This window comes from Leptospira haakeii (genome assembly GCF_002812045.1).
GTDB lineage: Bacteria > Spirochaetota > Leptospiria > Leptospirales > Leptospiraceae > Leptospira_B > Leptospira_B haakeii.
In genome coordinates, this window is sequence record NZ_NPEG01000004.1 from 118,036 (window position 1) to 140,519 (window position 22,484).

Annotated in this window: 23 protein-coding genes; 18 read left to right on the top strand and 5 right to left on the bottom strand. The window is 41.0% G+C overall.

The annotated features are described in order from the left end of the window. Window positions 1-15 precede the first annotated feature (15 nt). The 6 genes from CH377_RS09435 to CH377_RS09460 all read left to right on the top strand — a co-directional run bounded on the left by CH377_RS09435 (window position 16) and on the right by CH377_RS09460 (window position 6,608). The gene (locus CH377_RS09435; protein WP_100723657.1) at window positions 16-948 is read left to right on the top strand and encodes a pseudouridine synthase; all 933 of its coding nucleotides are present in this window, start codon (window positions 16-18) and stop codon (window positions 946-948) included. Then, on the top strand, window positions 945-2,393 hold the full coding sequence (gene nhaC / locus CH377_RS09440) for a Na+/H+ antiporter NhaC (protein WP_100723560.1): 1,449 nt from the start codon (window positions 945-947) through the stop codon (window positions 2,391-2,393). Before CH377_RS09435 ends, nhaC begins: the two co-directional genes overlap by 4 nt. Window positions 2,394-2,580: 187 nt before the next feature. After that, on the top strand, window positions 2,581-4,587 hold the full coding sequence (locus CH377_RS09445) for a right-handed parallel beta-helix repeat-containing protein (RefSeq protein ID WP_100723658.1): 2,007 nt from the start codon (window positions 2,581-2,583) through the stop codon (window positions 4,585-4,587). A gap of 50 nt (window positions 4,588-4,637) precedes the next feature. Then, window positions 4,638-4,952: a PLDc N-terminal domain-containing protein gene (locus CH377_RS09450; protein WP_100723561.1), complete on the top strand. Its 315-nt coding sequence runs from the start codon at window positions 4,638-4,640 to the stop codon at window positions 4,950-4,952. 16 nt (window positions 4,953-4,968) lie between these two features. Next, window positions 4,969-6,003 (top strand): multicopper oxidase domain-containing protein, encoded by a 1,035-nt coding sequence (locus CH377_RS09455; RefSeq protein WP_100723562.1) that lies wholly within the window; start codon window positions 4,969-4,971, stop codon window positions 6,001-6,003. Beyond that, window positions 6,000-6,608 (top strand): SCO family protein, encoded by a 609-nt coding sequence (locus CH377_RS09460; protein ID WP_100723563.1) that lies wholly within the window; start codon window positions 6,000-6,002, stop codon window positions 6,606-6,608. The genes CH377_RS09455 and CH377_RS09460 overlap by 4 nt, the downstream gene beginning before the upstream one ends. A 67-nt stretch (window positions 6,609-6,675) precedes the next feature. Here CH377_RS09460 and CH377_RS09465 read toward each other — a convergent pair whose 3' ends face one another. The 3 genes from CH377_RS09465 to CH377_RS09475 all read right to left on the bottom strand — a co-directional run bounded on the left by CH377_RS09465 (window position 6,676) and on the right by CH377_RS09475 (window position 7,919). Further along, window positions 6,676-7,017, bottom strand: a complete 342-nt coding sequence (locus CH377_RS09465) for a DMT family protein (protein ID WP_100723659.1) — start codon at window positions 7,015-7,017, stop codon at window positions 6,676-6,678. An 88-nt stretch (window positions 7,018-7,105) separates the two neighbouring features. After that, on the bottom strand, window positions 7,106-7,501 hold the full coding sequence (locus CH377_RS09470) for an Hsp20/alpha crystallin family protein (RefSeq protein ID WP_100723564.1): 396 nt from the start codon (window positions 7,499-7,501) through the stop codon (window positions 7,106-7,108). 10 nt (window positions 7,502-7,511) lie between these two features. Next, complete coding sequence (locus tag CH377_RS09475) at window positions 7,512-7,919, bottom strand: Hsp20/alpha crystallin family protein (protein WP_100723565.1); 408 nt, start codon at window positions 7,917-7,919, stop codon at window positions 7,512-7,514. A gap of 255 nt (window positions 7,920-8,174) precedes the next feature. On the opposite strand from CH377_RS09475, the gene purU reads away from it, so the two are divergent. From purU to CH377_RS09495, 4 genes are all read left to right on the top strand, one after another. Then, complete coding sequence (purU, locus tag CH377_RS09480) at window positions 8,175-9,038, top strand: formyltetrahydrofolate deformylase (RefSeq protein WP_100723566.1); 864 nt, start codon at window positions 8,175-8,177, stop codon at window positions 9,036-9,038. 36 nt (window positions 9,039-9,074) lie between these two features. Continuing rightward, on the top strand, window positions 9,075-10,481 hold the full coding sequence (locus CH377_RS09485) for an SLC13 family permease (protein WP_100723567.1): 1,407 nt from the start codon (window positions 9,075-9,077) through the stop codon (window positions 10,479-10,481). Between the two features lie 127 nt (window positions 10,482-10,608). Further along, window positions 10,609-12,048, top strand: coding sequence for an SBBP repeat-containing protein (locus CH377_RS09490; RefSeq protein ID WP_100723568.1), 1,440 nt, complete (start codon window positions 10,609-10,611; stop codon window positions 12,046-12,048). 64 nt (window positions 12,049-12,112) lie between these two features. Continuing rightward, a complete protein-coding gene (locus tag CH377_RS09495) occupies window positions 12,113-13,321 on the top strand; it encodes a CapA family protein (RefSeq protein ID WP_100723569.1) in 1,209 nt (402 codons plus the stop codon). On the opposite strand, the gene CH377_RS09500 is transcribed toward CH377_RS09495, so the two are convergent. Then, a complete protein-coding gene (locus CH377_RS09500) occupies window positions 13,318-13,722 on the bottom strand; it encodes a type II toxin-antitoxin system VapC family toxin (protein WP_100723570.1) in 405 nt (134 codons plus the stop codon). The two genes, CH377_RS09495 and CH377_RS09500, sit on opposite strands and share 4 nt — an antisense overlap. Beyond that, window positions 13,706-13,984: a FitA-like ribbon-helix-helix domain-containing protein gene (locus CH377_RS09505; protein WP_100723571.1), complete on the bottom strand. Its 279-nt coding sequence runs from the start codon at window positions 13,982-13,984 to the stop codon at window positions 13,706-13,708. The genes CH377_RS09500 and CH377_RS09505 overlap by 17 nt, the downstream gene beginning before the upstream one ends. A 318-nt stretch (window positions 13,985-14,302) precedes the next feature. On the opposite strand from CH377_RS09505, the gene rpsF reads away from it, so the two are divergent. The 8 genes from rpsF (at window position 14,303) to CH377_RS09545 (ending at window position 22,432) form a co-directional block, all read left to right on the top strand. Continuing rightward, a complete protein-coding gene (rpsF, locus tag CH377_RS09510) occupies window positions 14,303-14,578 on the top strand; it encodes a 30S ribosomal protein S6 (protein ID WP_100709504.1) in 276 nt (91 codons plus the stop codon). Then, window positions 14,571-15,011: a single-stranded DNA-binding protein gene (locus tag CH377_RS09515; RefSeq protein WP_008592888.1), complete on the top strand. Its 441-nt coding sequence runs from the start codon at window positions 14,571-14,573 to the stop codon at window positions 15,009-15,011. The genes rpsF and CH377_RS09515 overlap by 8 nt, the downstream gene beginning before the upstream one ends. A 14-nt stretch (window positions 15,012-15,025) precedes the next feature. Then, window positions 15,026-15,340 carry a 30S ribosomal protein S18 gene (gene rpsR, locus CH377_RS09520; RefSeq protein ID WP_086446611.1) on the top strand — a complete coding sequence of 105 codons (315 nt, stop codon included), beginning with the start codon at window positions 15,026-15,028 and terminating at the stop codon, window positions 15,338-15,340. A 10-nt stretch (window positions 15,341-15,350) separates the two neighbouring features. Next, on the top strand, window positions 15,351-15,815 hold the full coding sequence (gene rplI, locus CH377_RS09525; protein WP_100723572.1) for a 50S ribosomal protein L9: 465 nt from the start codon (window positions 15,351-15,353) through the stop codon (window positions 15,813-15,815). 12 nt (window positions 15,816-15,827) lie between these two features. Then, window positions 15,828-17,150 carry a replicative DNA helicase gene (gene dnaB / locus CH377_RS09530; RefSeq protein WP_100723573.1) on the top strand — a complete coding sequence of 441 codons (1,323 nt, stop codon included), beginning with the start codon at window positions 15,828-15,830 and terminating at the stop codon, window positions 17,148-17,150. Between the two features lie 95 nt (window positions 17,151-17,245). Further along, complete coding sequence (aspS, locus tag CH377_RS09535; RefSeq protein ID WP_100723574.1) at window positions 17,246-19,051, top strand: aspartate--tRNA ligase; 1,806 nt, start codon at window positions 17,246-17,248, stop codon at window positions 19,049-19,051. Window positions 19,052-19,055: 4 nt separating this feature from the next. Beyond that, a complete protein-coding gene (locus CH377_RS09540) occupies window positions 19,056-20,024 on the top strand; it encodes a PhoH family protein (RefSeq protein WP_100723575.1) in 969 nt (322 codons plus the stop codon). Continuing rightward, entirely contained in the window at window positions 20,024-22,432 is a 2,409-nt protein-coding gene (locus CH377_RS09545; protein WP_100723576.1) for an HD family phosphohydrolase, read from the top strand. Before CH377_RS09540 ends, CH377_RS09545 begins: the two co-directional genes overlap by 1 nt. Window positions 22,433-22,484 lie beyond the last annotated feature (52 nt).

Consider the following 22,484-nt stretch of genomic DNA (forward strand, 5'->3'; position numbering starts at 1 on the left):
GGCCTCAAAACAAAGATCGGGAAAGACGAGGCGGGCACTAGACTAGACGTATTTCTTGCTTCCAGATTTACTTATCAATCCAGATCCAATTGGAGAAAAATATTAGAAGAAGGTAAAATACTTGTCCAAGGAAAAGTTGCAAAACCTTCTTATACAATCAAAGAGGGAGATGAGATACTTTATCTACCTGGAGAAAGTTTTGAACCTCCTGTCCAAACTAATTTCAAAATTTTATTCGAAGACTCTCGTTATATCGCTGTAGAAAAGCCGGGAGATATACCAATACATAGTGCAGGACGATATAGGAAGAATAATCTCACCGACCTATTAGAAGAAGATCCCCGTTTCGAAAAAATGTATACCATTCACAGGTTGGATAGAGAGACTTCTGGAGTAGTTGTTTTTGGGAAAGATTCGGAAGCAGCCTCTAAATTAGCCGAGTTATTTTCTAAAAGGAAAATAAACAAAACGTATATCTCCTATGTTTGGGGAAATTTTCCGAGTTCCGTTAGGGCGAAAGGATATTTGATATCGGACCCTTCTTCTTTGATCCGTAAAAAAAGAAAATTTGTCTACGAGGATTCGTTTCGAAAATTAGAAACTCAGGGAGAGGATCTGGAAACCTGCGAAACTAATTTTCGAAAAATTGGAGAAGGTACGTTTCAGGGGACGCCCTTCTCTAAAGTGTACTGTTTTCCGAAAACAGGAAGACTTCATCAAATCAGAGCCACATTATATTCTTTAGGATTTCCTTTACTCGGAGATAAAATTTACGGTAAGGATGAAAGAGCATTTCTGGAATTTATAGAAGGAAAAGAGCCGGACCTGATTGCTAAACTTGGGATGAATAGACAGGCTTTACATGCCAGTTCTTTAAAGTTCATTCATCCGTTTACTGAGATGAAAACAAAGATACGATCTAATTTACCGGAGGATTTTCCGGAATGAACGAAAAACCAGGATTTTGGATCTCCTTATTTCCTCTGGGATTTTTGATCCTCTCTTTAAGTACTGCAGGATATTTATTCGGAAGTGGTATTGCTGAGGGGCCTGCTCAAATTTTATTATTTAGCGCTGGTGCAATCTCTGCGGGAATTTCCAGGCTTAGGGGAATTTCTTGGGAGAAGATAGAAGACACGGTTTTAGATTCTCTTCGAAATGTTTTACAGCCAATACTCATTTTACTTTTAATAGGTGCATTGATCGGAATTTGGATCCGTTCCGGGATCGTTCCTGCACTCATAGTATGGGGGCTGGAATTATTAAAACCAGAGATATTTTTACCATCTGCTTTGATCTTATCCTCAGTAGTTTCTTTGGCCACTGGAAGTTCTTGGTCCACCGCGGGAACGATCGGTGTCGCATTGATCGGAGTAGGGGCGGGACTCGGAAAACCATTGGGAATGGTAGCAGGGGCCGTAGTTTCAGGAGCTTACTTCGGAGACAAACTTTCTCCATTTTCGGAAACTACAAATCTTGCATCCTCCATCACTGGAGTTTCTCTTCTATCACATATACGTAATATGGCTCGGACAACTTTACCTGCATTCGGGATCTGTCTTTTGGCATTCGGATTTTTAGGTTGGGGTGGAAGCCAAGGTGAGACGGAAACTGCAACGGGACCTGTAATCTCCGCTTTAAAAGCGGAATTCCAAATTTCTTGGGTTCTACTTCTTCCACCACTTCTTACATTCTTTCTCATCTATTTTAGGGTATCTGCAATTCCTTCTATCTTTATCGGGATCTTGAGCGGTGGAGTCTGTTTTGTCCTGACTCAGTCCAATATATATACAAATTCTTTAAACTTCCAGGATGCTGCTTCTGCCGCTTTTAAAAATTTGGTCTCCGCGGCATCTGAGGGAACAAAGGTCAAGACCGGACATACAGTTGTAGATGGATTATTATCCAGAGGTGGAATGTCTTCTATGCTCTCCACAGTTTGGCTGATTATCTCTGCCATGTTCTATGCTGGGATCATGGAAGGTGGTGGAATGACCCAAGTTTTAGCGGAGAAGGTTTTAAACTGGGCTAAGGCAAGAGGATCCTTATTCGCAGCTACAGTATTCACATGTATGGGGACCAATTTATTTTGCGCGGACCAATATCTTGCGATTGTGGTCCCAGGTAAAATGTTCAAAGAGGCCTATTATAGAAAAGGACTAGACCCTAGAAATCTTTCCAGATGTTTGGAGGATTCCGGAACTATGACTTCCGCTTTAGTCCCTTGGAATTCCTGCGGTTCCTTTATGGCTACTGCATTGGGAGTTCCTACACTTGTATATCTTCCTTACGCATTCTTAAATTTACTTTCTCCTTTGTTTTCTTTAGTCACAGGATGGACGGGTTGGGGCCTGGCAGGAAAAGATCCTGAATTTAAAAAAGAATTATCCTGAACACTTTTTGGCTTTTAATAAGAAGAAGCTTTCTATAACATCTGCTCGATTATAATTCTTAGAAAAATGCTTGTGTCGTTGTAGTGATATGCGAAAATACTGAAAAAGTGAGCAAAAGCTCACATTTTTAAAAGGCATGTCTCGGGTGAAATTCCGAGATACTTCGAATATGAGGAGAGGAGTTCCGATGCCTAAATTCCATTTAAAAGAAAGGTATATTCCCTTTATAGGACTATTGGTCCTGGGAATTTTGATGGGAGCCTTCGCTTCTTCTTGCAGTGGCAAAGAGGGAGAGACAACAGAAGGTTTTGCCCATGTGGTAATGGTGGATAATGCATTTTCTCCCCCTATGCAAAAGATTCCAATCGGCGGTCAGATCGAATTTATAAATTCTGGGGCTAATCCTCATAATGCGATTGCAGTGGATAAGTCTTGGTCTACCGAAAAAAGTTTCGGTAATATCGTGATGCCAAGAGGCGCCAAGGTAAAGATCAGTTATCCTAAGGAAGGAGTATTTCCTTATTACTGCAGTTTCCACGCTTCTCCTGACGGAAAAAGTGGAATGGTTGCGGATATAGTAGTAGGAAATGCCGCTTATAACCCAGCTGCAAGAGCTGGTAAGGACTGGAAGGTCGCTGAAAAATTTTCAGGAACGACTCGTAAGGTTCCACAAATGTATCCTACTATCCAAAACGCAGTGGACGCTGCCTCTCCTGGAGATCTGATCCTAATAGACGAAGGTGTATATTACGAAGAAGTAGTAGTTACTACTCCTTCTCTTACCTTAAGAGGAACAGATCGAAACAAAGTAATCTTAGACGGTCAGTTCCAAAGAGCGAACGGTGTGATCGTGGTGGGAGCAAATGGCGTTGCAGTGGAAAATATGACTGCAAGGAACGCAACCTTAAACGGATTCTTTTGGACAGGTGTAAAAGGATATAGAGGTTCTTATCTAACCGCTTATAATAACGGTGACTACGGAATTTATGCTTTCGATTCAGTGAACGGAGTATTAGAACATTCTTATGCTTCTGGATCTCCTGATGCTGGGATTTATGTAGGCCAATGTTATCCTTGTAAAGCGATCCTCTATGATGTGATCTCCGAGAATAGCGCCTTGGGTTATTCCGGAACGAACGCTGGTGGAGAATTATATATCATCAGTTCAATCTGGAGAAATAATATCGTTGGTTTAGGACCAAATTCCTTGGATAGGGAACTTCTTCCTCCGGAGAGGGAGACTTATATTATTGGGAATTTAATCTATGATAATAATAACCTGACCGCTCCAATCAAACCTCTGGAATATCCTACTTACGGAACAGGGATCTTGATCGCAGGTGGTTTGCATAATGTGATCAAAAATAACGTTGTGATCGGACATGATAATCACGGGATTGCAATCTTCCCGAATCTGGATGAGAATTTTTGGTTTTCCCATAGAAATATTGTGGAAGGAAACATTGTACATTCTTCCGGTTTTGGAGACTTGACTCTTGCCGGACCGATCAGTATTGGAAACTGTTTCTCAAATAATAAATTCCAAACCTCTGTTCCTCCTTTATTAGAAAAAACGAATTCTTGCGGTTCAGGGATCAGAATCCCAATGGGCGGAGAAATTTTCACTGCATATAATGCACTTTCATTGATGGTGGATGCGACTCACGGAATTTATCCGAGCGGAGATTGGAAGAACCAACCTGTACCTGCTCCTCAAACAAATATTCCTGGTGGAGTTTCGGCTCCGATCAAACCTGCTATTCATCCTTTCGAAGATTTCGGTTTGGATTTGGATAAGGTAAAACTTCCGGAAGAAGCAGCTAAGATCCTCGCAGAAAGAAAACCTAAGTTCGGAGACGTTCTGGGTGGATTCTCTGTGCCTAAACCTTTGGATTTCCAAATAGTGATTTTCCGCTGGTTTGGATATTTGCTTCCACTTCTTCTTTACGTATGTTTAGTCAGCTTAAGTGTTTATGATCTGGTTTCTAAATCGGAAATTAGCCCTGGCAAATACGTATGGTTGGCATTCGTTTCCTTAGTGCCTTATATTGGAGGAGGAGCTTATCTTCTTTCAGGCAAATCTTCTTATCCAAAATACTTGAGGTTCACTCTTGTGTTTGCCGGATTTGGAGCTTCTCTGGCCTTCATTCTCTACCTTGGATTCACCATTGTGGGGAACGTGGGAGCGGGTTGATCTCAGGAAATTGATACATTAAATTTTTAGAATATATTAAGGAGTTATTTATGGAAACTGCTCAATTTTACGATCCCGGATTTTTTACCTTACTTTTCAATTTTTACGGATACTATATTTTCTACATTTTATTCGCTCTCTGGGCTCCTTTAGCCCTGATCGACTTGTCTAAAAGAGACGATGTAGATCCTAAAAAAGGAAGTTTATGGACTGCGGCGATCATTCTTGTCCCTCTATTTGGGGCAGGAGCCTATCATATAATAGGCGGTTCTAAGATCCCATCTTGGGCAAAGAACAGTCTTGTGTATGGAGGGATCGGCCTTTTGGTTTTGACACTTCTGATCTCTACGATCGCAAGATTTTAATAAACGGAAAGGTAATATGAATCGGAAGGATTTCCTTCGTTGGTTAGGAATAGGCGGTGCCGGACTCGCAGCGGGTACCGGGATCGCCGGAATTACCTCGGGTAAAAAAGAAGATCCACTTTGTAGGACAGGATCTTCTGTTCCTGGGCAGATTTCTTCTACTCCGAATCCTTCTATCCGACTGCCTGGATCTATAGGTGGGAATTCCTACGGAAGTATGATCCATCCTCCGATGTTCGCGGATGCCGCGTTCTTATCTAGGATGGAATTGAATACTTCTATTCCCCAGGCTCCTTCCGGCGCCAAGTTCCGTTCCGAAGTTAATATTATAGAAATGCCATTGACTGTGGCTCATAACACAGTTGTGGATGCCTGGACCTTTGATGGCGTTGTTCCTGGAAAAGTAATACGTGCAAGACTTGGTCAGGAGATGGAACTTCTTTTTAGGAACCATTCCAATCATCCTCACTCGGTTCATTTTCATGGAACTCATGATCCTCAGCAGGATGGTTGGGAACCAATTGCTCCAGGTGCAGAAAGAATATATAAGATCACTGCAGGCCCAATCGGTTTTCATCCTTACCATTGTCATGTTCCTCCTTTGGCGAGTCATATGTCCAAAGGTTTGTATGGTGGATTCATAGTAGATCCTCCTGGCGGAAGACCTCCTGCATTAGAATTTATGTTGATACTTGCTGGTTGGGATCTGAATGAAACCGGTCGTAACGATATTTATGCCTGGAACGGTATCGCAGGATATTATGATCGTTTCCCGATCAAAGTTCCTGTCGGTAAAAAAGTAAGATTGTATATAGCAAATATGACTGAACATGATCCTGTTGCTTCTTTCCATCTTCATTCCCAAACATTCGATGTGTATAGGACCGGGACCAAACTTGTACCTGATGAACATACGGATGTGATCACTCTGGGCCAAACGGAAAGAGCAATTGTAGAATTTACTCTTACTAAAAGGGGAAGGTATATGTTCCATCCTCACCAGACCCATATGGCTGACAGAGGGGCAATGGGTTGGATCGTAGCAGTATGAATTTTTTAAAATCGAATTATAAAAATATAATCTATTCTCTATTGATTCTTGGAGTCGGTTTCGGCGTCGGGTATTATATGAAGAAGAAACCTTCTTCAAGATTTGCATCCGAGGCTCCAGTAGCGGAATGGAAAACTTCTATCTTAAAAGATACGGATGGGAAGTTTGTTCGCCCGGCAGAATTACCTGGGAATTTGTTCGTAGTTTATTTTGGATTTTCCCATTGTCCTGATATGTGCCCGATGGCATTGAATGACATAGAGAACGCATTCATTTCTTTAAAAGATGATTCCAAAGATATTACTCCTGTGTTTATCACAATCGATCCAGAAAGAGATACTCCGGAAGTATTAAGAAAATATATTTCTCATTTTCCTGGAAAAGAACTCGTGGCCTTAACTGGTGGAAAAGATCAGATTGGAGAGTTACAGAAAGGATTCGGAGTATTCTCCCAAAAGACCCAAATTCCTCAAGGAAATGGAGAATATGGAATGGATCATACTCTCTTTATATATCTGGTTGATAGAACCGGAAATGTACTAAGAGCTTACCCTACTGGAATCAAGGGAGAAGAACTTGCGAAAGAGATCAGGGAATTATTGTAAATTTTATTCAGGTTTGTTAATAAACTAGCAAAATATAATCCCCTGTTATCTTATCTTCTCAAAACCTTCATTCTTTATCATAAAAAGCGAATACTACAGCAAGTATTACCAGAAAAAAACTGACCGCGTGGTTCCATTTCATTTTTTCTTTTAATACAAGGATCGCAAATCCTACGAATACGGTGATCGTGATCACTTCTTGTAAAATTTTGAGCTGGAAACCACTTAATCCATCTTCTGCATATCCAATCCGATTTGCCGGAACCATCAGGCAATACTCAAAAAATGCTATTCCCCAAGAGATCAGGATTGTTTTCCAAATGGGGAAGTCCTTGAAGAACTTCAGATGACCGTACCAAGCAAAGGTCATGAATAAATTGGAAAGAGTGAGTAATAGAAAAGTCCTCATAAATCCAGGAAAACCGAATGGAAGAATGGAGGCAAAAAAAAACCGGGCTGAAAACCCGGTTATCAAGTAAGGATTTGCTGAAAAACAATTAGTTAGTTTTGACCTCTATCTTTTTACTCAAAGGTTTCTTTCTAGGGAGTTTGAGTTGTAAAACCCCGTTTTTGAGAACTGCGGAAATTTTATCTTCTTCCACAGGTTCTGATACAAGGAAGGTCCTTTTATAATCTCCAGTTCCATATTCCGAATATCTTAAACTTCCTTTTGGTTCAGAAATATTAGTCTTCGCAGAGATCCTGAGTTCATCTTTCTCCAGAGAAATTTCAAGATCGGATTCTTTTACTCCAGGAAGATCTAAGACAAGAAGATGTTCTTCTTCATTTGAATAAAGATCGGTAGCAGGAGTGTAGGTCGATTTAGGCCTCTGAGCCTTCTCTTGTTCTGCTGCTACTTTTTCTTCTGTTTTTAGTAATTCTGATACGCTCATTTTTTTCTCCTTATGCCTTTGCTTCTATACGGATCTTTCTTGGTTTTTCGCTCTCGAGGATCGGAAGTACTAAAGTTAAAACTCCGTCTTTTACGGATGCTTCTACCTTTTCCGAATCTATCGCAACAGGAAGCTCTAACCTGCGCTGGAATTTACCTCTGGCTCTTTCTATCCTGCGAGGTTTGTCTTGTGTGTATTCCTTCCATTCACCTGAGATGGTTAGAAGGTTATGAGCCACTGTGATGTCCAAGTCTTCCGGAGAAAGGCCTGGAACCTCGGCAGTAACTGTGATCCTGTCTTGGTCTGTATATACGTTTAGCGCAGGATATACCTGTCCGCCTTCCGAGACTGGATCGAATAAATTATGGAATCTATTTTGAATTCTTCTGACTTCGCTAAAAAAATTTGGGGTTCTCATTATTGCCTCCTGGGCGTATTTAGCACTTTAATACTTAGAGTGCTAAATATTCAAAAAGGTTCCATTCTTTTTTCGAAAAATTGGCACTTTTTTGAACAGAGTGCTAAATAAGAAAAAGGCGCCTATCCGGATCATTCTGGCGCAAAACAGGCTTTTGGGAGGAAAAAAGAAGATATTCCTTTTCTGGTTCGGAAGGAAGATTAGCCGAAATTTTAGACTTCTTAGGTAATTCTTTCAAACCAGAAAGGAGAAATTTTGAATCCGGAACCCAATCTGAAAAAGAACAGAATACTTTTAATCCGTTGTAAAGACGAGGCGGGACTGATCCACAGGATCACAGGTTTTTTAGCTAATATAGGTGCGAATATAGTAGGAAACCAAGAGTTCGTGGAACCATTAGAGAAGGTATTCTTCATGAGAACTGAATACTCTCTTGAGAACAGTTCAAAAGAAGAAGGTCTTATTTCCGAACTTGCAAAGATACTTCCGAAAGATGCAAAGCTTACTTTATCCAATCCAAAATTTCCCAAGGTAGTTTTACTCGCAACAAAAGAGCCTCATTGTTTGGGGGATATTCTGCTTCGTTGGAGATACGGAGAATTACCCATGGAACTTTTGGGTGTAGTTTCTAATCACGAAATTTTGGGAGACTTGGTCCGGGATTTTAAACTTCCTTTTCATTGTATTTCTAGCGAAGGATTGAGTAGGGAAGAACATGAAAACCAATTAGATTCCTACCTGAAGGAACTCCAACCGGATTGGATCGTTCTTGCGAAATATATGAGGATACTTACTCCTGAATTCGTGAAAAAATGGGAACATCGTATATTGAATATCCATCATTCGTTTTTACCTGCATTTGTAGGAGCAAAACCATACGAGCAAGCGTATAAGCGCGGAGTAAAGATCATAGGTGGAACTGCTCATATCGTGACTGAAAATTTAGATGAGGGGCCGATCCTAGTCCAGGATGTTTGTCATGTGGATCATGGTTATTCTCCGGAACGTTTGGTCTTATACGGAAGAGATTTAGAGAAGGTAGTTTTATCAAAGGCTCTCCGTTTACTTTTGGAAGATAGAGTGATGATCTTTCAGAATAGAACAATTATTTTTGAATAATAACTATAATTAGAATATTAGGTTTTTAGAACATACATGAAATTGAAATACATCGGTTTTATTTTTTCCATACTACTTGCTTGCGTCCCTCCTTTATTTTCCTTTTACGGTTATGTTCCTGCTTCGGTCGGAGGTATGTTTTTTATATTTTTGATCGCTGCAGGATTATGGATTTTTGAAATTATCCCGGGTCATGCTACTTCTATCCTGATCATTTTTTCAGAGATCATTCTTTTTTCTAATCCTGGTAAATGGGAATTTTTGAAACAATATGCCGGTCCTGGAAAGCCGACTCCGCCAGCAGCATTCTTGGCATCACTTGCTGATTCTGCCGTAGTATTGTTTTTAGGAAGTTTTGCATTGGCCAAGTCCTGTGTAAAAGTAGGTGTGGATCGTTGGTTGGCCAATCGAGTTCTTCCTTATTTTGGAACTTCTCCTAAGTTTGTATTACTCGGACTCATGTGTATCACTGCAACCATCTCACTCTGGATGAGTAATACCGCCACGGCATCTTTGATGATTGCTTTGGTATTTCCATTGCTTATGGTTTTGGATAAGGATGAAAAATTTAGGAAAGCAGTTCTGATCGGAATTCCATTTGCTGCAAATTTAGGGGGGATTGGAACGCCGATCGGATCTCCTCCGAATGTGATCGCATTCGCAAATTTGAAAAACCAGGGATATGGAGACTTTATTTCCTTTGGGACTTGGATGCTTGTGGCAGTTCCACTTTTGATCATTCTACTTTTTGCAGCATGGTTTTGGCTTCTTCGCGCGTTTCCTGCAAGTGAGGGTTTAACTCTTTCTCTTCGTTATGAAACTATCTCAGATGAAGGTTCCGAGAAAAAACTGAGATTTGTTTTATTTGGATTTTTGATTACTGTACTTCTATGGTTGAGTGAATCATTTCACGGGATTCCTGCAGGAGTTATAGCTCTATTCCCTCTTCTTCTTTTTACTGCTTTCGGAATATTAGAATCCAATGATTTACGTTCTTTGGAATGGGATGTTCTGATCTTAGTTGCAGGCGGGATCGCTCTCGGAACTGGGATAGAAAAAAGTGGCGCGGGGGCCTGGTTCGGAGAACTAATCGGTAAACAAGCAGGCCCGGGAGAAAGTCTTTGGGTGCTTGGGATTTTCTTTTCGATCGGACTTTTTCTTTCTACATTTTTATCCAATACTGCTACAGCAAATCTTCTGGTTCCTTTGGCTCTTCCTGTGGCCACTTTGTTATTGCCTGGCAATGAATCTTATGCGATACAATTAGTTTTAGGATCAGCGTTAGGCGCTTCTTTGGCAATGTCCTTACCTGTTTCTACACCTCCAAATGCGGTGGCTTATGCAGTGGGTGGTTTTGAGATCAAGGATATGGCCAAAGTGGGTGTCAGGATCGGGCTTTTGGGATTGGTCCTTGTTCTTTTCGGGTTTCTTTTCTTTAAATAATAGATTTCTAAAATTCATCCGCTGATTGCTCCTAATTTGGAATGGATGCTAAAAAATGGGGAATGAATCTATCCTACGTTAGGTGAAAAGGATTCGAAATTTCGGTGTAGAGAATGTTACTTAAGGCATGAGCTTTGCCGTAAGAAGATACTCTTTCTCTATCCTTTTTATAGTTTTAAATATACTTTCCTGTTCATCTCCCGATCAATCCATTCCGTCGGAACTGGCTTTGCTCTTTGGAGGATCCGCAGAGAATAACGTTCCTTCCTCACCTACAAAACCTTGGCCGAAATTCTTTGGAGTTTTTGGCAGTTTAACTTTTGCATCAGGAGCGAGTATAGATCCCGACGGAAATATAATCGCTACAGGATTTACGGAAGGGAATTTCGGCGGGCAGCCGATGCTTGGCAAGTTGGATTCTTATATCACCAAACATGATGAAGAAGGAAATCGACTTTGGACCAGGCATTTAGGTGGAGGTCCAAAAGACTTTTCGAAAGGAAGTACCTATGGTCTTGCGATAAAGTCCGACAAAGATGGAAATGTTTTAAGTACAGGAATGACAGTCGTAGAGATATTAGATGGGCAGAATAAAATCGGCTACCAAGATGCTTATTTATCAAAATACGATAAGGACGGGAATAAAAAATGGACCAGAATGATCGGTGGAGGGAGTAACACCGATTTCCACCAAGGTACTTCTGCAGGAAGAGGAATTTCTTCCGATCAATTCGGGAATATTTATGTAGTAGGAACTACGAACGCAGGTACCTTCTTCGGTGAAAAAAACACGGCTGAACATAACGGTTTATTTATGGTGAAATATGATCCGAACGGAAACCAGATATGGGCGAGAACGGCGCGTAATACAGGTCCGGACAATATCGAATCGATTGCGGGAGATTTAACAATCGATTCGAATGGCGAGATTTATTTTGTAGGTGCTGCCCAAGGTGGTTTCGATGATCAAACCCAAATTGGGATAGAGGATGCACTTCTAATTAAATATGATTCGGATGGAAATAAACTTTGGGCCCGCTTATTGGGCGTTACTGATCAAATTTCAGTTGCGAATGATGTCAGCATAGATCCAGACAGAAATATTTACATAGTAGGTAGTGCATCAGGTGAACTGGATGGTCAAACTCCGATTGGAACTACTGATACTTTTATAGTAAAATATGATAAGGATGGAAATAAACTATGGACCAGACTTATTGGAAATCCAGATTATTCCGGTTTTTTCAGAGCGGAGACCCAAGGTTTTGGAATTACCGTAGATCCAAACGGTAATTCATATATTGCCGGAACAATTTCTGCTGTAAAAATACTTTTCACCAATTCTATAAATAATGCCTTCGCAGCGAAATTCGACACAGATGGGAATTTAGTCTGGTCGAATTTGAAATATATGGAAGAAACAACAAAATGTGAGGTCCGAGCCCAAGACGTAGTTCTTGGATTGAATGATTCTTTTTTTGTAGTCGGTTATACTTCCTGTCTTTTGAATATAATTGATCCTGCCAACGGAATCGACAGCTTATTCATTTCAAAAGAATCTCCCTAAAGGTTTTTCTTTTTTCAGTATTTTATTTCCGAAAACGAATCGGGGCCTAAAACTGTCCCGAAACATGTTGTTTTTCCGAAAACATTTCATTTTATCGATTTCGGTCCTTCTCATTTTTCCGTTTTTACTCTTGTTCGCCTGCGCCGGAGTTCCTGAGAATTCTTCCGGCTCAGAAAAACCTTCGGAATCACAGACTAGTATAGTTGATAAGATCGAAACCCAAATAGAAAAGTTATTTGGAAAAGAAGAAGATCCCGAAGTTGTAAAAGTGCTATTAGGCGGAGACGTCATGTTTAATTGGGGGATCCGGGACACGATCAAGTCCAAAGGAGAATTAGCCCCAGTCAAAGGCCTTAAGTCTGTTTTTGAAACTGCAGACCTAAGAGTTTTAAATTTAGAAACTCCTGTTGTATCCGAAAAAAGTTGGGATCATGGTAAGGCTTATGTTTTCCAAGCAAAAGAGTCTGATCTAGAAACTATGAGTTTTTTAGGAGTAGACCTTGTTTCTTTAGGTAATAATCACGCGATGGATCATGGTCCGGAGGGATTAGAGGAAACTCTCAAATTTTTAGAAAATAGAAAGATCGCTTCTATAGGTGCGGGGAAAAATTTAGAGTTCGCTTTTCGTCCTTGGATCTGGGAAGGGAAGGATACTTATCTTAGAATTTATTCTGCCACCAATGTAGCGGAAGGTAGATCTCATTATGCAGGGCAAACTCCAGGTGTTATGCCTTTGGATCCCGAACTGATCATCAAAAAAATCCGAATCGAAAAATTACAACCGAATTCGTCCCGAACTTCTAAAAGAGATAAAAAATCTAAAACGGTTTCTCCCGGAAAACAATTTAGGGTGCTTTCTATTCATTGGGGAGTGGAATATTCTCCCTTTCCAACTATAGAGCAGAGAAAAATCGCAAAAACTTTGGCTGATGGTGGATTGGACATTATAGTAGGGCATCATCCTCATATTCCTCAAGGTATCGAGAAGATAGGAAATACGATCATATTTTATTCTTTAGGAAATTTGATCTTTGGAAGTAGGAACGCCTATTTAAACCATAACTTAATCGTAATACTCCATATTAAAAAAAGTAAATTGATCAATATCGAACTCGTTCCGATTTTCGGAAAATTCCAAAACGAGGATCATTTGGTCAGGCCTCTTGAAGGAAAAGAAGCCGAGAATTTTTTAAAGGAAATCGCAGTCCTTTCTCAAGACTTGGGGACTAAGGTTCGGATCGATGGGGATAGAGCTTGGGTGGAACTGGATTAAGCTAAGTGAGTCCAGTTTTCTATTCTCAATCCTGGAATTTTTTGGAAATGCCTTTCGTTATTCGTAATTAAGGTATAGTTCAAATACAGAGCAGTAGATCCGATGAGTAGATCAAAGTCTTCTACCGTATTTCCTTTTTTCTGTTGAGTAGCTTTGAGTTCTCCATAAGTTTCCATAATTCCTTCGGTCAGTTCTATCACTGGAAAAAGTTCGGCAATTCTTCGGACCGTTGCTAGATTTCTTTCCTTGTAGATAGATTTCTGGGCTCCAAAGATTAATTCTCCATAAGTGATTACGGAAACCGATTTGATGGAGTTCTTACGATCCAAAAAATTTTGCCGAACGATTGGATCTTCCTTTAAGCTATAGATGATGATATCCGTATCAATCAAATAGCTCATCTGCATCTTTCCCTAATGTGTTTTTAGTTCGAGAGGAGCGTATGTCCTTTGCGATCTTATCTGCACTTCTTTCATCTACCCAAGAGCCAGATAATTCTAAAAAATCTAAGGTCTTACGTTCGGATTCTTTATTGTCATGTGCTAGATAGTTCTCGATTAGAAGAACTACTTCTTGGCTTACGGATCTGTGTTCCATTTCGGCCCTCCTTTTTAATGCTTCGTAGAGTCTGTCGTCTATATCCCTGACTTGTAAGTTTGCCATATTCCGAGTCTCCCGGAATACGGTAGCCATATTTCATGAAAATGAAAGCAAAATTCATGAAATGTGGAGCCACAGGATAGAAAAGACATTCCTTTGTATTGTTTGGAGAGTCAGTGAATGGACTTGGAAAATGAAAATTAGAAATAAGAAAGATCAGCGGAATATTGATTCGAATTACATCTTAGCGCCTTTTTGAGAGCTAAGACGCCCAAATCTATTCCACTTGACCCCTTGCCCCTAAAGCCGAAAATAGGACAAAATTCGGTTCTTCTGCTCGCCGCATTTGCGCAGACGGGCATTTTCCCATAGGAGAAACTTTTGAGAAACTACGAGATTACTACAATCACGCGTTCAACCGCGAAGGAAGTAGCTAAAACTGAGGTCCTAGAGATCTTCAAAAAGCATTCCATCAACGTGACCGCAGAAGAAGAATGGGGTCAAAAGAAACTTTGGCATCCAATCCAACACCAAGACTACGGAATATTCACTCACTTCAAAGTGAATGCAGAACAATCCGCCTTAGAAAAGGTAGAGCGTGACTTTGGTCTGAACCAAAATTTACTGCGCTCTATGATCGTCCGCCTCAATGGCTAACGATATCAATCGGGTGACCCTTGTTGGGCGCCTGACCCGTGATCCGGAATTCAAAACCGTGAACGGGACTTCTCTTGTGAATTTTTCCTTAGCTAACGGTCGCACTTATGTAACCGGCGGAGAGAAAAAAGAGGAAACTCATTTTTTCGACTGCGAGGCTTGGGGAAAAGGCGCGGATATCATCCAGCAATACTGCAAGAAAGGCAAACAACTCGTGATCGAGGGACGCCTTAAGCAGGACACCTGGGAAACCATGGAAGGCAAGAAGGCCTCCCGCATTCGTATCGTTGTGGAAAATTTCCAGATGATAGGCGGTGCAAGGGAGAATGGAAGCGGAGAGTACGGCTCTTCCGCTAATAGCGGATCTTCTTCTTATTCATCTGCTCAAGATGATATGGGAAGTTCTGCAATGGACGACGATATACCTTTTTAACGAGGACAAAACTCATGTCAGATAACGAAGTACAAGAAGAAACAAAGCAGGAAATGACTGCTGAGGGCATGCCTTTAGATCAAGATGGAGGCCGCCCCCCTAAAAAACAAAACAAGTATAAGAAGAAAGTTTGCCGTTTTACTGCAGACCCTGAACTTGCTAAACAAATTAATTATAAGAACACCGAACTTTTGGAAAGATTTATCACTAACCGTGGTAAGATCATTCCAAGAAGAATTACCGGAACTTCTGCAAAGTATCAAAGGATTCTTGCTAGAGAAATCCGCAAAGCTCGTAGCATCGGCCTTCTACCGTTCAAAGTAAACTAAGGAGAAACTAATGAGAGTAATATTACAAAAAGATGTTTCTAACTTAGGAGATGCGGGAGACGTAAAGGAAGTTGCGGACGGTTTCGCTCGTAATTTTCTTTTCCCTCAAAGACTTGCTGTAAGAGCTTCTGAAGGTAAGACCAAAATGGCTCTTCATCAAAAGAAACTTGCAGATCTTAAAAAAGACAAACGCAAGAAAGATATGGAATCTGTATCTTCTGGATTAAACGGAAAAGAATTCGAAATTTCCGTTAAAACCGGAGGCGGGGATAAACTTTTTGGAGCGGTAACTCCTGCTGATGTAGCAGCTTTGTTAAAAACCGCAGGATTCGAAGTAGACAAGCGCAAAATCGAATTCCCAGAGCCTATCCGTAACCTAGGTTCCTTTAAATTAAAAGTGCGTCTTGCAGAAGGTATCCTCCCAACTATCACAGTTCATGTGAAGAAAGAGGAAGTCGTTTCTACCGAAGCGTAATCCGGAACAAGAATGCAATCCGACTCCTTGTTTGAATTGGAATCCGAGAAATCTTTTCTCGGATTTCTGCTTCTTAAAGGAGCGGATAACCTAATCGATATTCCTCTCGTTCCTGAGGATTTTTACCAAGATACAAACAGAAGAATTTATAAGGCAATTCTTGACCTTGTGGACAAGAGGACTGCAGTAGATCCGGTCTCCGTCCTAAACTTCTTAAAAGAAAACTCTCTACTCAAAGATCCAGAAAGAGAATACGAATACATTTATTCTCTCTACAAGGATTCCGTAGTTTCCCATCCACTGGGTTATTATGCGGAAAGGATCAAACGTCTTTCCGAAAGAAGAAAATATTCTAAATTATTAATGAACGCTCTGGAGCTGATCCAGAAAGAACCGGGCGAAAACGAATCGGTATTCAATCAGATCGAACAAAGTCTTACAGATGTTTCTAGATCTGCAGATGTTAAAGGACTTCTTCCTGTTTCTGGGGATAAGGCAGCACTTTCTGAATATATCAAAGATATTATGGAGAGTAGAGGCCAGATCAAGGGTCTCAGAACTAATTTTACTCAGTTCGATGAGATGACTTCCGGCTTGAAAGAATACGAGATGATGGTTTTGGCTGCAAGACCTGGTAACGGTAAGACCACCTTAGCTCTGAATATTGCATCCAATGTAGCGTTGATCCACAATCGACCTGTGGTAATCTTCTCCTTAGAGATGAGTAGAATGGAACTCCTACTTAAACTAGTATGTTCTTATGCTCAGGTTGAATCGAACAAATTAAAACGTTCTGAAGTTACCAAGTCGGATGCTCCCAAGCTGATTGATGCAATTATTAAGGTAACTTCTTCCCCAATTTATATAGATGACTCAGGTGCACTGAGCGTGGATGATTTTAAGGGAAGGGTTCGTAAACTTCTGACCAACGAAACTCTTGGGCTTATCATTGTGGACTATCTACAGCTCATGAACGATCCCAAAAACAGGGACGGGGGAAGACAACAAGAGGTTTCCTCGATTTCTAGGGCGCTTAAGCAGATGGCTAAAGAAGCTAGATGTCCTGTTATCGCTCTTTCTCAGATGAACCGTTCCATCGAGCAAAGATCCAAGGACCAAAGACCTCAACTTGCGGACTTAAGAGAGTCTGGTGCGATCGAGCAGGATGCGGATATTGTTACATTCATCTATCGCGGAGAGAAGGGAAAGGACGAAGAGGAAGATCCTAGGATGAAGGGGATGGCGGAGATCATCATCGCCAAAAACAGGTCCGGACCAACCGGTTCTTTTCCACTTGCCTTCCGACCTGAACTTTCCAGATTTGATAACGTGTAGATTCGGAAAGACCGAATTTAGAACGAATATCCCTTTCCGGTGTTAACCGAACAAAGGGATACGCACTCATAGAATATAATAAGGAACTGGATTCTTTGGAAGATTGGATTTTAGAAGGTTATAGATCAAGAGCCTGGGCGGGAGAAGTAACTGACGCCCAAGAAGGAAAAACTCTCACTTTATTCGGTTGGTCTTTCCGATTCCGGGACCAAGGCGGGGTCATCTTTGTGGATCTCCGCGATAGAACGGGGATCCTACAAGTTGTATTACGTAAAGAAATCCTGGGTGAGAACTTTGCTTCTGCGGAAAAGATCCGCTCCGAGTATGTGATCGCAGTCCAAGGTAAACTTAAAAAAAGGGATGCGGAAAGTATCAATCCCAAAATGAAAACCGGGACGATTGAACTTGTTGTAGACCAACTCATTATCCTGAACTCGGCAAAAACTCCTCCATTCTCCTTAGATGAGTTCGAAGAGATTTCTGAAGAAAACAGACTCAAATACAGATACTTGGATTTCAGAAGAGACGAACTCAAAAACAGAATGATAAAACGTCATGAGTTTGTATTCGCAATTCGTAATTATCTAAACTCCCGCAAATTCGTAGAGATTGAAACTCCAATCCTGAACAAGTCCACTCCCGAAGGAGCACGTGACTTTTTGGTTCCTTCTCGCCTTAACCCGAATTCATTCTACGCTCTTCCTCAATCTCCTCAGATCTTTAAACAGATCCTGATGGTTGGAGGAATGGAGAGATATTTTCAGATCGTAAAATGTTTCAGAGATGAGGACCTAAGAGCTGATAGACAACCTGAGTTCACTCAGTTGGATATGGAATTCTCCTTTGTTTCCCAAGAAGAGATCCTCTCAGAGATCGAAGGTCTATTTTCCAAAATTATGAAGGATGTGTTCTCTCTGGATTTTAAGGGTCCATTCTCTAGAATGCCTTATAAACAAGCCATGGAAGAATACGGTTCCGATAAACCGGATCTTCGTTTTGGAATGAAACTTGTAGATGTTTCTGAAATCGTAAAAGATTCAGATTTCCAAGTCTTTGCTGGTGCTGTCGCAAATGGCGGAGTAGTAAAAGCAGTCTGTGTTCCTGGTGGTTCTGTAATTTCCAGAAAAGAGATAGAAGATCTGACTGCTTGGTTGAACAGAGATTATAAAGCGAAAGGCCTTGCTTACATGAAACATGGGGCAGAAGGTTTAGAATCTACTATTACAAAACGATTCACTCCGGAAGCTCTTTCAAAAATTGCAAGTATAGTCGGCTCAAAAGAAGGAGATATGGTCTTTTTCGGAGCGGACGAAAGAGAAATCGTAAATCATTCTCTAGGCGCTCTACGACTGAAACTTTCGGAAAGATTTGACAAACCTGCGGAAGGAAGCTTTCATATTTCCTGGATCGTGGACTTTCCGATGTTCGAGTGGAACAAGGACAGCAAACGCTGGGATTCCTTACACCACCCGTTCACTTCTCCTGGAGATTCCAGTTTGGAAATTTTTTCTTCCGAAGAAAGGCTCCAAAAAGAAGCGGGAAATGCACTCGCAAAAGCCTATGATCTGGTGCTGAATGGTGTGGAGATCGGTGGAGGTTCCATTCGTATCCATTCCAAGGATGTGCAGACTCGAGTCTTCTCCACTTTGGGGATCGGACCTGAGGAAGCTAAAGAGAAATTCGGCTTCTTATTGGAGGCCTTGGAATATGGGGCACCTCCTCATGGAGGGATCGCATTTGGTATTGATAGGATCATGATGCTGTTGACTGGCGGAAAATCCATCAGAGATGTGATCGCATTCCCTAAAACACAGAAGGGTGTTTGTTTGATGAGCGAATGTCCGTCTGAAGTGGAAGAGAAACAGCTCCAAGAATTGAAGCTTAGGTTGATAAAGGTTTAATCGTATCAGGAAAGAACAATTTACTTTCGAAAACCAAGACCTGTATCGTAAGATCTGCGGGATCAACGATACAGGTGTCAGAAATTTGGAAAAACAATTGGAGATCGATCTAATCCCAAGAGGGAACGGTTTCCAGGTAGAAGGAATTCCTACAAAGGTAGAGTTTGCCTTAGATTTTTTCAGATTATTGGAAACAAATTATCGGGACAGACCGGACCGTGATTTTACGGATTCCTTTGATTTCGGTTATCTTCTCAAACAAGCCACTCGGGAAAAGAAGAAGGAAGAGCGTAAGTCGGATGACGAACCCTTCAAACCTAACGAAAAAATTCTCACTACATACAAGGGCAAACATCTTTATTCCAGGACTAAAAACCAGGAAAAGTATATTCAATCTTTCTTAAATAATCTGATCACATTCGGGATCGGTCCTGCCGGAACTGGAAAAACATTCTTATCAGTCGCAATGGCTTGTAGATTTTTACAGAATGGGATCGTGGATAAGATCGTTCTCACAAGACCTGCTGTAGAAGCCGGGGAGAATCTTGGATTTTTACCCGGAGATCTGAATCAAAAAGTGGATCCATATCTTCGCCCGGTTTACGACGCTTTAAACGAATGTATCGGCTTTGAAAAAACCCAAGAATATATAGCACTTACTAAAATTGAGATTGCACCTGTCGCTTTTATGAGAGGTCGGACTCTTTCCAAAAGTTTTATTATTTTGGACGAGGCCCAAAACTGTACTCTTGCTCAGCTTAAAATGATTATGACCCGTTTGGGCCGAAATTCCAGGATGTGTATCTCCGGGGACGTGACCCAAATCGACTTAGAACATGGTAGATCAGGTTTCGATCGTGTGGTAAACTTGTTCAGACAAACCGAAGGAATTGGTCAGGTATTTTTCGGAAAAGAAGATATCACCCGACATCCTTTGGTTGAAACCATCGTGAGGAAGTTCGAGGAATTGTAATGTTTCCTTTGGGATCACTTTTAGAAAGAGGGATGGCTTGGATCACGGATACCTTGACCAAGATCCGTCCGATTTCTTTCGTGAGAAAATTCCAGGTAATCCTTACGGCGATTACATTGATCATCGTGACTTGGATGCTTGCGATCCCATTTTTCGGTCAGGATAAAATTAATCTTTCTCAAGACGGTCCTTATTCGGAAGGCAAAAATGCTTTGGATAAAGTTGTCTCCACCAAAGATATCGTTTACGAAGACGAAGAAAAGACCAAGGCCAAAAAATTTAAGGCCTTTCAATCTGCCCCGAATTTTTTTGATAGAGATTATAGAGTTCTAATAGATGTGATCCGTCCTGCTATCCAAGAGGATATGGAGAAGTATAGGGAACCGAAACCAACCGGAGAAGTAAAAACTTCTGCAGAATTGTTGGCAGCCGTTCCAAGATGGAAAAATAGATCCAAGGAAGAGCTGGAACTCCTACTTAAGACTCCTGGCAAGTCCAGGGTTAGGGACTTGGTCCAACAATATAGTAATTTAGTTTTTTCTAATTTTTGTATTTTGAGAGATCAGCCCGGAGATTATTCTGCGATCCGATCCGCGGAAGCAAGAGTCCGTAATTCCGGTGCTAGCGGAAATAAGGAACAGATCTCTTCCGTAGAGGGGGCACTTGTGATCCCTCGTATGTATCTATATAGGGATAGTGCTACTATAGATACTTTAAATCGTTTGGCTGCGGAGAAGTTACAGGCCACAGATCCTCAGCTTCTTTCTGTGATCCAAAAACTTGCTCTGACTTATGTGTATTCCAATCCGGCTTGTACATACAATGCGGAAGAAACCAAAAATCAAAAACAAGCCGTCATGGATAGGACTGAACCTGTTAGTAGCAGGATCAATGCGGGAGAAACTATTGTAAAAGCGGGAGAGATTATTACTCCTGATATTTACCAGAAATTGCTAATAGTAAATAGATATGCCACTCGTGCAAATATTGCATCCATCATATCTATTCTTCTGATCCAATCCATTTTTGTAATTATAGTTTATGCGTTCTTGAAGAAGTATAATCCGAAACGTTTGAATGACGTATCGAGTAACGTGATCGTATTCACATTGATCTGGTCCTTGGTGTTATGGGCTTACTTGGCATCTAAGGCATTCTTCAGTTTTGAGAATAGTTATGATTCCGTATTTTACTTCGCCCTTGTGATCCCGACCGGAATGGTTTGTCTGATCTTGTCCATGATCTATGACGAACAATTATCGATCGCGATTGGGTTTTTCTTATCCTTCTTCGTATTTGCAGCTTCTAGATATAATCCTACTTCTTTCATACTTGCTTTTGTGATGACCGTTGTCGCGGCAACATATGGAAGAAAAATGAGAAAGAGGATCGATTTTATCAAGGCAGGCTTCTATATGGCCTTGGTCCAGATGCTGATCTCTTCTTCCGGATATTTATTCGATTCCAGGAATTATTGGGTGGCGGTCCCGTCCGGTTCTCATTTGAGAGACCTTTGGGAATCGAATATATTCAGATTATATTTATTATGTTTAGTGAATGGATTCGTCTGTTCCACTTTGACTCAGCTGCTTCTTCCTATCTATGAGTACGTATTTAATATACCTACTAGATTTAAGTTGTTGGAACTTGCAGATACCGGCCACCCATTGCTGCAGGATTTGCTAACAAAGGCACCTTCTACTTATACACATACATTTTTGGTGGCCGCTATGTCAGAAAGAGCGGCCCAAAATCTGGAATTGGATTGGCTTTTGACTAGAGTAGGTGTGTATTTCCACGATATCGGTAAGATCCCGAATGCAGGATTTTTCGTAGAGAACCAGCACTTGATCCCTAAAAAGGAAAACATCGATAAAAATAATCCTGCAAAAGCCGCTAAGATCGTAATCGATCATGTCTTGGACGGAATAGAGATGGCGAAGAAGGCGAGGCTTCCTAGAGAAGTGATCGATTTTATTCCGGAACATCATGGAACTTCTACCATGGCGTTTTTCTATCATAAGGCACTTGCTGAACTTTCTCCTTCTCAAAAGAAAAAGCTGAAAAAAGCAGACTTTCAATATCCTGGCCCTAAACCTCAGAGAAAAGAAACTGCGATCGTGATGATTGCGGATAGTTTGGAAGCTGCTAGTAGATCTTTGGAAGAAGTAACTCCGGAAGCTTTGGATGCACTCATCACAAAGATCGTGAACGGAAAATTAGCAGAGAACCAATTAGATGAATGTGGTCTTACCTTGGGAGATCTGGAGGTAGTAAAATATTCTTTCAAAGAGGTTCTTCTTTCTAGTCTTCACTCTAGACCTAAATATCCTAAACCTGAGGATACAAAAGCTTTAGAGGAGAAGAACAAAAATATTTTGGGGAAACACGCCCCTAAGAGTCATTGAATTGTTTGAGTTCTCTTCGGATTTCGATCCGAATTCTCTTCCTTCTTGGCTT